This is a genomic window from Halomonas sp. H2, assembly GCF_050215315.1.
GTDB lineage: Bacteria > Pseudomonadota > Gammaproteobacteria > Pseudomonadales > Halomonadaceae > Vreelandella.
This window is the reverse complement of record NZ_CP189760.1, coordinates 651,235-664,931: the sequence shown is the minus strand read 5'-3', so window position 1 is coordinate 664,931 and position 13,697 is coordinate 651,235. Positions and strand designations below refer to the sequence as shown.

General features: G+C 56.0%; 9 protein-coding genes. 4 read left to right on the top strand and 5 right to left on the bottom strand.

Going from position 1 to position 13,697, the window contains the following annotated elements; translation table 11 throughout:
• Positions 1 to 9 precede the first annotated feature (9 nt).
• Both ACQE2I_RS03070 and ACQE2I_RS03065 read left to right on the top strand, forming a co-directional pair.
• Positions 10 to 1,542 carry an MFS transporter gene (locus ACQE2I_RS03070; RefSeq protein WP_087107930.1) on the top strand — a complete coding sequence of 511 codons (1,533 nt, stop codon included), beginning with the start codon at positions 10 to 12 and terminating at the stop codon, positions 1,540 to 1,542.
• A 5-nt stretch (positions 1,543 to 1,547) separates the two neighbouring features.
• On the top strand, positions 1,548 to 2,585 hold the full coding sequence (locus ACQE2I_RS03065) for an HlyD family secretion protein (protein WP_087107928.1): 1,038 nt from the start codon (positions 1,548 to 1,550) through the stop codon (positions 2,583 to 2,585).
• A gap of 72 nt (positions 2,586 to 2,657) precedes the next feature.
• Here ACQE2I_RS03065 and ACQE2I_RS03060 read toward each other — a convergent pair whose 3' ends face one another.
• The 5 genes from ACQE2I_RS03060 to ACQE2I_RS03040 all read right to left on the bottom strand — a co-directional run bounded on the left by ACQE2I_RS03060 (position 2,658) and on the right by ACQE2I_RS03040 (position 11,924).
• Entirely contained in the window at positions 2,658 to 3,899 is a 1,242-nt protein-coding gene (locus tag ACQE2I_RS03060; protein WP_087107926.1) for an MFS transporter, read from the bottom strand.
• 68 nt (positions 3,900 to 3,967) lie between these two features.
• Positions 3,968 to 5,713 (bottom strand): ABC transporter ATP-binding protein, encoded by a 1,746-nt coding sequence (locus tag ACQE2I_RS03055; protein ID WP_087107924.1) that lies wholly within the window; start codon positions 5,711 to 5,713, stop codon positions 3,968 to 3,970.
• Positions 5,710 to 7,458: an ABC transporter ATP-binding protein gene (locus ACQE2I_RS03050; RefSeq protein ID WP_087107922.1), complete on the bottom strand. Its 1,749-nt coding sequence runs from the start codon at positions 7,456 to 7,458 to the stop codon at positions 5,710 to 5,712. The genes ACQE2I_RS03055 and ACQE2I_RS03050 overlap by 4 nt, the downstream gene beginning before the upstream one ends.
• Positions 7,455 to 10,166, bottom strand: a complete 2,712-nt coding sequence (locus ACQE2I_RS03045; RefSeq protein ID WP_087107920.1) for an AMP-binding protein — start codon at positions 10,164 to 10,166, stop codon at positions 7,455 to 7,457. The genes ACQE2I_RS03050 and ACQE2I_RS03045 overlap by 4 nt, the downstream gene beginning before the upstream one ends.
• Before the next feature lie 12 nt (positions 10,167 to 10,178).
• Entirely contained in the window at positions 10,179 to 11,924 is a 1,746-nt protein-coding gene (locus ACQE2I_RS03040) for a CoA transferase (protein ID WP_176372193.1), read from the bottom strand.
• Between the two features lie 343 nt (positions 11,925 to 12,267).
• Here ACQE2I_RS03040 and ACQE2I_RS03035 point away from each other — a divergent pair, with 343 nt between their 5' ends.
• On the top strand, positions 12,268 to 13,203 hold the full coding sequence (locus ACQE2I_RS03035) for a helix-turn-helix transcriptional regulator (RefSeq protein WP_087107915.1): 936 nt from the start codon (positions 12,268 to 12,270) through the stop codon (positions 13,201 to 13,203).
• A 38-nt stretch (positions 13,204 to 13,241) separates the two neighbouring features.
• Positions 13,242 to 13,640: an aminotransferase class I/II-fold pyridoxal phosphate-dependent enzyme gene (locus tag ACQE2I_RS03030; RefSeq protein ID WP_427030033.1), complete on the top strand. Its 399-nt coding sequence runs from the start codon at positions 13,242 to 13,244 to the stop codon at positions 13,638 to 13,640.
• Positions 13,641 to 13,697: the final 57 nt, after the last annotated feature.

The window sequence follows — 13,697 nt, the reverse complement described above, 5'->3', positions numbered from 1 at the left end:
GCGCTCTCCATGCCTAATACCCGCACCGCCACCCCAGCCCAGCCTGTTTTTGGCCCTCGGCTTATCGCCGGGCTGACCGGCGTATTCATCGCAGCCATCATGGCAGGATTTAACAACCGGGTTCCTGCCTTATCATTGCCAGATATTCGCGGCGCCCATGGTTTGGGTGCCGACGCTGCCTCCTGGCTGGATACCGTCTATCTCGTTGGCGAAATCACGGTACAACCGTTTGCCGCCTGGTTCGCCATCACCCTATCACTGCGCCGTTATCAACTGGTGTTAATCTCCGCTGCCACGCTGCTCGGATTACTACTGCCCTTTGCCCAGTCGCTACCGTCCATGCTCCTACTGCGCGGTCTGCAAGGTGCCGTCGCTGGCGGTCTGATCCCGACACTGATGATGGCAGCGCTGCGTTTTCTGCCGTTTCATATTCGCCTGCACGGTTTGGCGCTATTCGCCATGACTGCCACCCTAGCACCCAATCTGGCGGTGTGGCTGGCTGGCGTGTGGACAGATCAGTTGTTCGACTGGCGGTGGGTCTACTGGCAAATCGTTCCGCTGGGTATGTTCAGCTTAGCGCTATGTGCATGGGGCCTCCCTCAGGATCCACCACGCCATGAGCGCTTCGGTCAGGGCAACTGGATCGGCCATATTTGTCTGGTTACCGGATTAGCGCTGCTTGCGATAGTTCTCAGTCAGGGTGTACGTCTTGGCTGGTTTCATTCAACACTGATCTGCAGTGCACTTGCTGGCGGCCTAATCGCCACCTTCGCCGGTCTGCTCAGCGAGTGGCATCATCCCAGCCCTTTTATCCGCCTTCAACTGCTTTCCCGGCGCAACCTTGGGCTGGGCTTCACCCTGTTTGTTGGGCTGTTGGTTGTGCTGATGTCCGGCGCTCTACTGCCGCTTAATTTTCTCGCCCAAGTGCAAGGTTATAGACCACTGCAATCCAGTGCCGTTGGGCTCACCATCGGGCTACCACAGTTGGTGCTCGGCTCCCTGGTGGCTCTGCTTCTATACCAGCCTTGGATGGATGCACGCAAGGTATTTGCCACTGGCCTGCTGATTGTGGCGATAGCCTGCTGGCTAGGCGCCCAAATCACCAGTGAATGGATGTGGCACCAGTTCGTCGCTGTACAAGCACTGCAAGCGATCGGCCAGCCAATGGCGGTGGTCTCACTGCTATTTCTGGCTACCAGTGTGGTACAGCCAATGGAAGGCCCCTTCGTATCCGGGCTGGTGAATATGCTGCGCGCCTTCGGCACCGCCCTGGGCAGCGCGCTGGTCACTCAGTTGATACTGATTCAAAGCCATTTTCACAGCGACATGTTGCTGGACAGCATGGCTCGAGCTGGCGCCGCCCTAGGAATGCATGAAGACCAACTGATGACGTTGTCCGACGCCGTCACTACCCAAGCCGTCACGCTGGCCACCGCCGACGCTTACCGGGCACTTAGCGTGCTTGCCCTGATGCTGATTCCGCTGACGCTCTGTCTCACGCCCGTAACGCCACCGTCACCTCCCTCTCGTTCACCGGAATAATAGCCATGACCTCATTACGTCGCTTGCGAACTCCTTTCATTCTGATACTCCTGGCCCTGGCAATTACGGGTGTCTATGCGCTGAACCGCCCGGAAAGCGCCGCCAGATATCAATCCACCAACGATGCTTATATACAGGCAGATCTAACACGGGTGGCGTCGCAGGTTGCCGGTCGTGTACAGCGGGTACTGGTGGAAGAAAACCAGACGGTGAGCGTCGGCGACCTGCTAGTAGAGATCGATGACAGCGATACACGAGCTAAGGTGGAAGAAGCAAGTGCTGGACTGGCCCAGGCAGCTGCGGAAATCGTCAGTCTACAAGCGCAAATCGTGCGTCAGGAAAGTCGCATTCATCAAGCACAGGCAAAACTTGACGTCGATCAGGCCGCAGTGACACTGGCTCGACAGGAGCGAGAACGCTACCTCAACCTGCGCGCCCGCGGTGCCGGTACCGTTCAGTCGCTGCAAAGGGCAGAGGCAGAGTTAGCTGCATCAAGGGCCACCCTGATCGGCGACCAGGCCGCCTATACCGCTACCCAACAGGCGTTGGAAGTGTTGCAGGCCGACCTAGAGAAAGCCCAAGCGGCGCAAAACATCGCTCAGGCCAAACTGGACGCAGCGGAATTGGCATTATCCTACACCCACATTACAGCACCGGTGAAAGGTATCGTCGCTCAGAAAGTGGTGCGCCTCGGCGGCTATATGAAAATCGGTGAAACGCTGCTGACCTTAGTTCCTCTGGACAATCTCTATATCACCGCCAATTTCCGTGAAACACAAATCGCCCGTATGCGGCCCAGCCAACCGGTAAGTTTCACCATCGATGCTCTCCCCAACATCACCCTAACCGGCAGAGTGGATAGCCTAGGCCCAGCCAGCTCGGTGAGCTTTTCAGCCATTCAACCCCACAACGCCACAGGTAATTTCACCAAGATCGTCCAACGTCTACCGGTGCGCATCGCCATCGATCCAGGTCAACCTCAAGCCCAACAGTTAAAAGTCGGCATGTCAGTGGTGCCGGAAGTCGACACCGGACACGGCTAACATCACGATGTTCTCAGCACAACCGACCTAGCTCCGCAGTACCCCACTATAGTGACCACAACGGTTCGGGAATCAGGCGACACGCCCCATCTTTGGTGGCATCTCGCCCATGCCCCGCACAAATCGCAGGCTCCAGTAACCTATTCCCAGCATGCCAGCCATCAGAGCGCTTAACATGCCCAGATACCCGAAATGGTCAAGCAGCAGCCCTGCGAGCATGGGCACAACCGTACGCGTGAGCACGAATAGACTCGATTGCAGACCATAGTCCACAGCCGTCAAACCTTCACGGGTGTAGTACATCATCATGCCAAACACTAATCCAGCCGAGGCGCCCATGGCCAGCGCCAGAAGCACGGTGCAGGCAGTTAGCAACGGCAAGCTCGCATGGCTGGCCAACGCCGCCGATAATGCAGCCAAGGCAACGAGGGCGAGCATTGCAAAGCCAGGCAGGGCATAGTGCAAACCACGACGGTAAGTGACATAACCGCCTAGCAGACTGCCCAAAGCACCGACCACGCCACCCAGCAAACCAGCTACCACGGCCACCTGACCGGACGGCAGTCCTTGATCGAGCAGTAACGGTTTAAGGTATACCCAGGCAGTGCCAATAAAGGGGAAATAGAGCATCAACACGACCACCCAACGGCGACGCTGAGCAGAAGCGAAATAGCCAACCCATTGGCGCACCCCCACCTCTGAGCGTTTGGGTGTCGCTATCGTATCAAGATGCACTGGGCGTATGAGATAAAGTCCGACAAGGGCCAACAACAGTCCAACCCCCAGCACAAAGAACGGCCAAGACCAGCCAACACGATCATGCAAAATGAGCATCGCACCACCCCCGAACACTGCCCCCAATGAACTGGCGGCTGAACGGATAGTGCCTGCGCGCATACGTTCAGTCTCGGGTAAACAGCGAATAGCCAAGGCATTGACCGGCGCGTCGGCCCAAGTGCCGAATAAGCTAGCCAGCATCGCCAGGGCGAATAACGTCGTGAAGCCCGTTTTTCCTATGTCGAGCCCCGCCAGCGCTACAAGGCTTGCGGCATAACCGACCAACAGTACTAAGCTCCAGCGCCGATAACCGGCGGTATCTCGCGCCCAGCGATCTACCGGAGCAGCCAATACGAACTTGAGCACGGCCGGCAACCCTGCCAATTGGAAGAGGCCGATGGCGGTGCCGGACCACCCCTGCTGGCGCATCACCAGCGGTAACCCTAGGTAGAGATAGATCATTGGTGCGGTCATAGCGAAGTTGATCCAGCCGAGCAGCAACTGCAACGACCAGTACGAAATGGCGGGGGCTTTCATGTCGGTATTCCCAGGTTTTAAGTTTCTGGAGCTAAACGCTTAAGGTACTCGTTGCTAAGCATGTGTTTTTAAGCGCTGGCTGGCTGCGCGAGCAACTGGACATATTGCTCGCAACGGTGCAGCAACTGCTCATGAGAGCCCTGATCGAGAATGCAGCCATCCTGCAGGAGTACGACCCTGTCAGCCTGAGCAATGGTGCTTGGACGATGTGCTACCACCAGTAGCGTGTACTGCCCACGAAGCGCCAACAAGGCCTGCTGCAGGGCATGTTCACTGTCAGCATCGAGGCTGGATGAAGCTTCATCCATTACCAGCACGGGCGCTTGAGACAGCAGTGCCCGGGCGATGGCGATACGCTGACGCTGACCACCTGAAAGCCGCGCACCATTCGCGCCGCAACGCGTTTGGTAGCCCTCAGGTAGGGCCTGAATGAAATCGTGGGCCTGGGCCTGATGCGCAGCGATTTCGATTTCCTGCTGCGTCGCCTCTGGTTTGCCCAAGCGCAAGTTGCCCTCGATACTGTCGTCAAACAAGTAGGCCTCCTGACCAACCCAGGCGATCCAGTGGCGCAGCTCGGATAGGGGAATATCACGCAGATCTTCGCTGCCCAGCTTCACTGTGCCGCTCTGCACCTCATAGAAGCGCATTAGTAAGTTGGCGCAGGTGGTCTTGCCAGATCCTGAGGGGCCAACCAGTGCGACCATCTCACCCGTTTCTACCCGGAAGTTGACACCCTGCAGCACAGGGCGCTCGGAATGGGCGAACACCACTTGGTTGAATTCGATGCTGGCATCCTTAGGCAATCGCTGGCCATTGTCCTGAATCGGCGAACGCTGATGCAGCAACGCCAACACCCGTGCCGCACTGGCGCGCACTGCACCCAGTTGGCTGGCACTGCGCGCTACCTCTGCCAAAGGTAGCAGTGCCGCGCCTACCAGCACGACCGATAGCGGAACTTGAGCCAACGCTAGGGCTTGATATTCAAGCAACACTGCGCTGGCCACCAGCGCGGTGATCAATGCTAAGGACTGGATCAGCTCTATACCGCCTTGCTCCGCGCCTGTTCGCAAGGCGTAACGACGCTGCTCGCTCTTCAGCCGCGCCAGATACTGCCCCAGCCGAGCGCGCCAAGCCGCCTCCTGATTGAACAAGAGGATCTCTCGACGCGCCTCAATGCCCTCAATCACTTCAGCGTTTAGTCCCGCTAGCGCGGCATTCATCTCGCGCCCCTGGCGAAAAGCACGCTCCCCCAGCCAGAATGGCACGCTGGTCAGAGTCGGCAGAAATGGCAGTAACACTAAAGTAAGCCAAGGCTGTATCCAGGCCAGCGCCAGCAGTGCCAACAGCGGTACCACAACTGCAGCGATGGTATCGGCCAGGGTGTGGGCAAAAAAGTGTTCCAGCGCCTGAGCATCGTTCAGCGCCACGTTGGCCTGCTCGCCGCTGCGGGTGTCGGACAAACCACCTGGGGCGGCACGCTCTAGACCGTCGTAAATGCCCACCTGCAGCGTTTCGATCAGAGCAAAAGCAAAGGCATGGGAGATATGTGCCTGCCACCAGCGACCACCGGCCCCAGCAACGGCGCTGACAAGCATGCCCCAAAGCACGGGTTGCCAGAGGCTCTCCGGTGCACCCGTCAGCGCCAAACCTGCTAGCCAGGCACCCAACGCAAGGCTTGTCACCATGCCAGCCTGGGCAATGAGCGTAGCAGCGATAGTGAGTGCTAGCAGGCGCGGCTGGCCAGCGGAAAGGCGTAACAGGTCACCCCATGTGCTACGCGGCCCCTGGGGAATTTCGTGGACATTGACTTTCATATTAGTTCTTCCTCGGTTTGGGGCGACGCTTCGTGGGCGTGCTGCCGGTTCCAGAGGCGCGCATAGAGGCCATTTCGGGTCAGTAGGTTGTGGTGATCACCGATCTCAACTAAACGACCACGATCAAGCACCAGAATGCGGTCGGCATTCCGAACGTTGGCTAGACGATGTGCAATCACCAGTAGCGAACGCTGACCGCGAAGCCGCTCGATGGCCTCTCCAATGTGGGTTTCGCTGGCAACGTCCACGTTCGCGGTCGCCTCGTCCAACACCATGACCGGTGTATTTTTTAGCCAAGCACGTGCGATAGCTATGCGCTGTCGCTGACCGCCAGAAAGTCGCGCGCCGCCTTCTCCCACGGCAGTGGCAACGCCTTTTTCAAGACTTGAAATCCACGATTCCAGTGACGCTACCCGGCATGCCTCAGCCAGATCCTCATCACTGGCTTGAGGAGCCCCCATCCTCAAGTTCTCTTCGATGCTGCCATGCAGCAGCACACTATGTTGGAACACGCCACTGACGTTTTCGTATACGTCATTGACGCGCAAATCGCGAAGATCAACGCCGCCCAGGCTGACGCGGCCGCAGTCAGGTGCAACAAAGCGCATCAATAGAGCTGCCAGGGTCGATTTTCCTGCGCCAGAGGGCCCTACCACAGCCACGAACTCACCAGGCTCAAGCGTAAAATTCACATTGTGCAACGCAGGTTCGCAGCCACCCGGCCAGGTATAACTAACGCTATCAAAGGCCACTCCATGATGGGTCGGTAAAGCCCGGGCCTCAATCGGCTCTGGCACCCCAGGTATAGCGTCAAGTAAACGAATGACGGGGGCCGCCGCCGCATTACCCGACCATGCAATGTGGAAGGTCTTATCAAGCTTTTCCAGCGTACCGAAGGCCTCGCGGGCCAGCAGCACAACGGCCAACAACGCAAACGGCGATAGCTCACCGGCAACGGCGCGCTGAGCGCTAAGCGCAGTCACCAACGCTAAACCACCCAAGCTAAGCAGCCCTGTTGCGCCGTTACGCATGAGAATGGCGTAAAGCACACCCATGGCCTGCTCACGCAGATCCCGTGCCTGTTGACTGAGTACCTGACGGCGCCGGGTCTGAGCATTGAAGGCCTTGAGCGTGGTGACGCCGCGCAAGCTGTCGAGCAAATACGCGGAAAAACGCCCCATACTCGCGAACAACCCACCTGCAGAAGCGCGCCGCCAACGCAACCAGAGGCGATCAGTAAAGGGTAGCGCCAGCGCAGCAAGAGCAGCCACAAGGGCAGAACGGCTATCGAAATACGCCATTAGCAGTAGCACACCCCCGCCACCAAACACCGCACCCAGCACTGCAGGCACATAACGGCTGTAATAGGCTTGCAAGGCTTCCACCGACTGCACCAAGGTGGTACTCAGTTCCCCGCTATCTCGGTCGCTGGCCGGATCAGCCGCCACACGTAATACCTGACCAATCAGGCGCTGACGCAAGTAGTGCCGGGCAAGCCCTGCCACACGCATAGCGAGTGCTTCAGACAACCCCATCAGCACGATGCGTAGCCAAGTAAAAACAAAAAAAACCGACAGCGGCCACCATAGTTCGGACAATGGCTGGTCAGCGAATAGCCCGGCCAAAGCACTGGCTAAGCATAGCGCCTGACCAACATGACAGGCGGTGACAACCACTTGGCCGAACGCAGCCAGTAAAATCGAAGGACGCAAAGGCCGCGACAAGCGCCAGAGAACCGGGGTCATGCCTCTACCCCCGAGTCACCTCTAGTTGCCAGCACGCACTGAATAGGCAGTCCTCTCAGACGGTTGGTTTTAATATCCTGCCAACCTTGTTCGGCTAGTAATTGCTGCACCAACTCTATCGAATGACAGTCACCAGCCTCAGTGAGGCTGAGCATCTGTGCTGCAAACAGCCGTTGAATCGGTTCCTGTTCGGGTGGTGCATTGGAGCGCATGAAGCCAGCAATTAGAACCCGCCCTCCGGGTTTCAGCCAAGATTGCAAACGCGCCAACAGGTGCCAACACTGAGATTCATCGAAGTGGTGTAACACTTGACTAAGAATGATCAAGTCAAAGCGCTGCTCAAACCTTACTTCAAAGAGGTCACCAGGAATGAAACGTACCTGCTCACAAACACCAAAACACTCAGCGGTTTTCTCAAATAACTCTTCGCTGTCTGGCCAGTCAACTCCCCACACTCTCATCGAAGGTTGTTTGGCAGCCAGTGTGAAGCCGTAGGTACCGTTTCCGCAGGCCAAGTCCAGAACCTCAGGCTGCGAACGCTCGCCCAGCCATGGCAGTATTTGGTCAGCTAAACGTCGAGCAGTAACTCGCGCAGTGTTAGTGATGCCCTGAGAGAATTCTTTCCAATATGGGTGATTAGCCGCTTCCAGGCTTTGCGAAAGAACGCTACCACCAGCTACTACCGCGCCCTTAAAATCGCGGAAGGCGTCCCACATCAGGTCAGCGGTGTAAACTTGTGTCAAGCCACCGACATAATGGGGTGAAGTACGACACAAGAATTTCTCTCCCAAAGAACTAGCACGATAGTAGGAGTGGCCGGGTTCGTTTGACACTAGCCCCAGCCCAGCGAGAGCATCGAGCAGGATGCGAGTACCACGGGGGCTGGCCTGAATACGCTCAGCCAGTACCTCAGCGGTGACGCCTTCGCCCATTTGATCAAACAATTGGAGCTCGATAGCCGCACGTAACACGCCTGCGCGCTCCACCCCCATCAATAAGTCAATTACCGGCTGTGCTGAAACACCGTTCCAGACCGCCTTACAGCGTTGTAGTAACGCCTTCTGGTCAACCTTACCAGATGGCGCCAATGGCAACTCAGGCACACACGTCAGCGTATCAGGCAGTTGACTCGGCTGAGCACCCACTTCCTTTACGAGATACGCCAGCATTTTCTCCAACGTCAGCGCGTGACGGCCAGGCTGCATGACTACAAAAGCATCCAGGCTCGGCTTGCCATCTTCAGTAGGGTTGTTGAGCACCACACTCTGGTCAACCGCAGGATGACCGCGCAATATATGGGCCACTTCAACAAGATTAATTTTATAACCGCCGCGTAGCACAGTGTCAGCACGTCGACCAACAATGCGCAGACGCCCTTCAGCATCAAGTAATCCATGATCACCTATACGCACCCAACCTTCGGTGTTGCGGTAGCGCTGATCCAGTTCCGGTGCACCGTAGTAGCACATCGGCGTCATAGGTCCGCGCGCCCATATTTCTCCCTCTTCACCACAGCCGAGCTGCTGGCCCAAATCATTGCGAATGCTCACGCTAATCACTGTCGGATCGGGGCAACCGACAGTCCGCACAGTCGTTTCAGGCCGGTCATCAAGCTCAGTATGGCAGGCAATACCGTCAGCAGAACCGTAGGACTGGATCAGCGTGCACCCTAGTTTGTTACGTACCCCTTCATAAGTCTGCTCACTCAGTGCTGAGCCTCCGCTGACGATCGTCGTGAGAGAGGAGAAATCAAGCGATTCAGACCCACATGGCTGGAGCAAAGGACTAGCCAACAGCATGTCAACCATATTAGGGCCAGCAAAAAGGTGTGTGGCTCGTTGTTGGGAGAGCAGACGTAGCACTTCGTCCGGCTCGAAGCGATCCAAGCAAATGAGAACTCCCCCAAGGGAAGCCAAAGTGCAGGGAGTGCCAAGCGAGCCAAAGGGCGAAGCTAGCGGCACCGCAAAAAGTGCACGTATTTTCGATGAATCCTGAACCAAGCTGTGTAGATAAGCTGTCTGACCACCCACCAACGCATTGTGCGAGTAAAGCACCAATTTAGGCTCAGACTCCGAGCCTGAAGAAGCTATCAGGCGGGCTCCAGCATTAGGATCGACGCGCACGCTGAGGGCATTGAATTCTGACCTTTCCCAACACTCAGCCAAACTCGGCCAATTTTGGTAACGTTGTCCGCATACCAGCACCTGCTCTAGTGCCGGTAATTCATGCTTCAAACTATCGACCAACTCAGCGTAATCGGTGTCGCCTACCTTTCGTTTACATACCAGAACGCGTGCGGCGGATTTGGTGAGCATAGCGCGGGTATCGCGTTTGCGTCGCCCCATTGGATATGGCAGCACAATCGCCCCCAATGCGGCTACAGCCAAGTCTACAGCACAGGCACGCCACCCATTTGGTAAGTTCACTGCCACCACATCTCCCGCACCAACTCCCATATCATGCAGCACTTGGGCTAGGCTGAGACTTCGCGCTCGCAATTGAGCATAGCTGAGGCTGTCGGCACCCTCGATAACGGCTGCATCCATCGGACGCACTTGAGCAATATCCAGAAAGGCCTCAAACAAGCCTTTATTCGGGTAGATACCTTCCGAGGCCCAACGCTCGCGTAGGCTGGTAGGAACCCAATCCAACACCTGTGTTTTTTTGAGTTGACTTTGATTCTGCCGCATGGCTAGTTCATTAGGCATGTTACATTGTCCTTAAGCATTAATGATCCAAGGGGTGGCAACATTCAGACCATGTTCGTCACGGCTCAGCGTGCCTGACAAGTTGGGGTGGGCTCCGACATCAGCAGCACAAAAAGAAACGGGGGTAGCGATAACCCCTTGCTTTGCCAGCAAAGTCAGCGCCTTGGTAGTCGCTAGCGAGCGCAGGTCTAACTCTGACAACATGTGCCTGGAGCACGACTCAACCATCACGTAACCATCGGCAGTGGCGAAACTCCGTGCCGGGGGTGAGCCAGGGCTAGACGCCATAAGCAGCGCAGCAGCTCCGGCCATGGCTGAATCTAGCTCCAGAACCTGCTGATGTGCATAGCGAGCGTAAAGTGCAGCAACAACACCTTCGGCTAGGGCCACTCCACCAAGCACGTCCACCAACGTCAGTAACGCTCCAGCGGGACTTTCTGCTTGGTTGATCCGGCATGCTAAACCGCTATACGCCTGGATCATGAAATCGGTGGCAAGTGGATCATTCATTTTTGGTACTCGACCAGTACCAGACGCCGAAGCATAGATGAGTGAGGATGACTGGCGACGCAGTATGTCAGGCGTCAACCCTAAACGCTCGGCTCGGCCAGGCGCCCAGTTATGCAGGAAGACATCTGCGCCGCCAGCCATCTGTAGCAAGCGTTCCCGGTCCCCCCCGCTGCGCAGATTAAGCTCGACACACGACTTATCCCGATTGATGGCATGAAAATGTACCGACAACTCGTTCACCAATGGCGCCATACCTCGCATCGGGTCGCTGCCAGGTGGTTCTACCTTTACCAGTTCCATGCCAAGTTCGCGCAACAGGTGTCCCGCCAGCGGCCCCTGAATCAATCGACAAGCTTCAATCCCCCGCAACCCTGTCAATGGCCGCTCCGGTGCAGTGTTTAACGTGGAGCTACACGCGGCCACTCGTGGCTCTCCGAAAGACCAAGGGCCATGTGTCTGCCAAGACACCACAGTTCCCGAACGCAGTGGGCATATATCCACACCACTGTTTCTAGCCATGCGCTGCAGATCCACCAATCGTCGGCTGGAACAGGCATCAAATAGGCTGGACGGCAGCAGCGCTTGGGCGGTGGTATAGCGCTGTAGGAAGGGCGACCAAGCTGCTGCGATGTCAACTGCCGAAACCTGTAACCTACTCCAAAAGCTTAGCCAAGCCTCAGGGCTCAGTGCTTCAAGCTCAAAGAGGTGCCCTTCGACACTGATAAAGGGAGGTGAAGACCAATCTATGCCTGCTTTGGATGGAGAGGCTTGGCCAGCGTCATCCATAGCCAAATACTGAGCCATAGATAACAACCCGACTCCGCCCAGGCTCAGGTTTACTTCACGGCTACCACTACCACGGTACTGGCCAATCAGAGCGGCTACGCCAGTAGTGCACATAAGTGATGCGGATAGCACCGATAGATAGTCCGGCCCCAGAGCAAATACACCACCTGCATTGCGAGCATGCCAACCACTCAGCCCACAAGCTGCCTGCGCCAGCGCCTCGCTTATTGGCTGATTACCACAAGGCCAGCCACGTAAGTACACAACCACTCGTGCACCCCCACCATCTTCGAACTGTGCTACCAGCTTGTTAGCGGTGGACTGCAGATTCCTCTCTACTCGTGCACCAAGCAGCTCTGCTCGGTGGATAAAAGCCTCTGCAACCGCTTCCAACCCTATTGGCGCAGGAGTCAAGGATATCGTAATCCCCGTCAGTGGCGGTTTCACAACAATCGGGATCATCCCCCTCCTCCTTACTCTGCCAAATTTAACCAGAATCAATGCGCGCCCCCGTATATGCCCTACCTCGGATCGGATATTGAGCAACGAGTAATCAGCCTGCTGGCAATTGTCGAGATGACATGAGGGATGATACTTTATTGAGGTAATGCTAATCATTCGCATTACATATGAAAATCGAAGGTTTCCGTATGCTATTCATGCGAAGCCATTTTTTGCCTGTACCGCCTGTGCTCTGATTACCCCAGCCACAGATTGCAGACACTGCGCCTAGGGGCTTATTGGCGTTTCATTGCTGCCCACGCCGAAACGCCTGCTGATTAAGATGGATAAGGAGTGATGTGTTGTGAACTGCTTGTCAAAACCGAAATTGGCCACTGATCAAGAACTGCAGAAATGGACATGCCGTCAAAGCGATTCTTCTCGAAGCCATACATTAATTGAGCGACTGGATTGCGAGGCAGGTTTCTCAGTTGTCCGCTCTCGAATCTCTTCGGGACGCGAGTTACGCGAAGCTTGTCAGCACGAAGGCAATGAACGAACCCTGGTGATCACATTCGGTCTTTCAGGACAATCCGAGTTCTTAGACCGAGTAGGTAACAGCTTACCCTTCTCAGCCAACCGAACTACGGTTTCAGTATTTCAGGAAGGCATTGGTGAAAGGCGCTACGCCGCCGACGAACCCATCCAGCAGTTGCGCCTAGTGGTTTCTGAGTCAGCACTTACGCGTTATATCGGGCCAGAGCGCTGTGATCGATTACTTGGCAAAGCTCTGCGCCATAACGAAAGCTTTCGCAAAATCTCTCACGTCAACAGCCGAGCCAGTGAACATCTCAGATTTTTCAAGAACCCGAGGGTAGGAGAGCAAGACGGGCTGCGCCAGCGTATCCATGCTCTAAGCCTGCTCGGTGAACAGCTCAACCTGCTGGCCCCCGGTGAGGTACAGAGAGGAGGAATTACAGGCCGTGATGTGGACTTGCTTGAAAGAGTTGAAACCTTCATGCGCACCCACTTGAGCCAGCCTATAAACAATGCTTGCTTGTGCGCGGAGCTGGGCATCAGTGAGTACAAACTCAAGGAATGTTTCCGTCAGGCCTACAGCAACAGTCCCGCCCAACACTTGTTGGAGATGCGCATGCAGCGCGCACAAGAACTATTAGCGGCTGGATACCGAGTATCGGAATCGGCCTACCAAGTAGGCTACCAGCACCCAAACAATTTTAGTGCCGCCTTCACAAAGTTTTTCGGCTACACGCCAAAATCGGTGCGCGACTCACTTTAACCAATTGATTTAAAACTAAACAAAAGGAACATAACATAATGCAGTCACCATACTGCCGCCAGGAGTCAAGCGGAAACTTCATGCGGGCAAGTCAAGCGCCGATTTCCCTCAACTTGAATGAATCGCCCTACGGCGTGCCAACAGCAGCACTAGAGGCTGCACGGAATGCAGTGAGGATATCTTCACGCTATCAATTCGAACTGGTCGAACAGCTACGTCAAGACCTGGCCGACCGACACCAAATTCCCAATGAATGGATATCGCTTTATCCAGGCTCGAACCGTGCTCTGCACTACGCGACACTGGCCTTCACAAATGCTCAAAAACCACTAGTGGTAGGGGCGCCTGGTTTTCCAGTGTGTGAGCAAGCTGCACGGCTGCATGAACGGCCAGTGTGCCAGATACCCTTACTAGCCTGGATTTCTCACGGGGTATAAAAGAAAGCGGCTGAAAGTGCTATGATTTCAAGAGCCTAACCAATCCATCAAGCACCA

Coding starts and splice junctions, on each gene's coding strand:
- ACQE2I_RS03045 (WP_087107920.1), bottom strand. CDS start 10,166: ATGCCTAATGAACTAGCCATGCGGCAGAATCAAAGTCAACTCAAAAAA.
- ACQE2I_RS03070 (WP_087107930.1), top strand. CDS start 10: ATGCCTAATACCCGCACCGCCACCCCAGCCCAGCCTGTTTTTGGCCCT.
- ACQE2I_RS03060 (WP_087107926.1), bottom strand. CDS start 3,899: ATGAAAGCCCCCGCCATTTCGTACTGGTCGTTGCAGTTGCTGCTCGGC.
- ACQE2I_RS03055 (WP_087107924.1), bottom strand. CDS start 5,713: ATGAAAGTCAATGTCCACGAAATTCCCCAGGGGCCGCGTAGCACATGG.
- ACQE2I_RS03040 (WP_176372193.1), bottom strand. CDS start 11,924: ATGATCCCGATTGTTGTGAAACCGCCACTGACGGGGATTACGATATCC.
- ACQE2I_RS03050 (WP_087107922.1), bottom strand. CDS start 7,458: ATGACCCCGGTTCTCTGGCGCTTGTCGCGGCCTTTGCGTCCTTCGATT.
- ACQE2I_RS03065 (WP_087107928.1), top strand. CDS start 1,548: ATGACCTCATTACGTCGCTTGCGAACTCCTTTCATTCTGATACTCCTG.
- ACQE2I_RS03030 (WP_427030033.1), top strand. CDS start 13,242: ATGCAGTCACCATACTGCCGCCAGGAGTCAAGCGGAAACTTCATGCGG.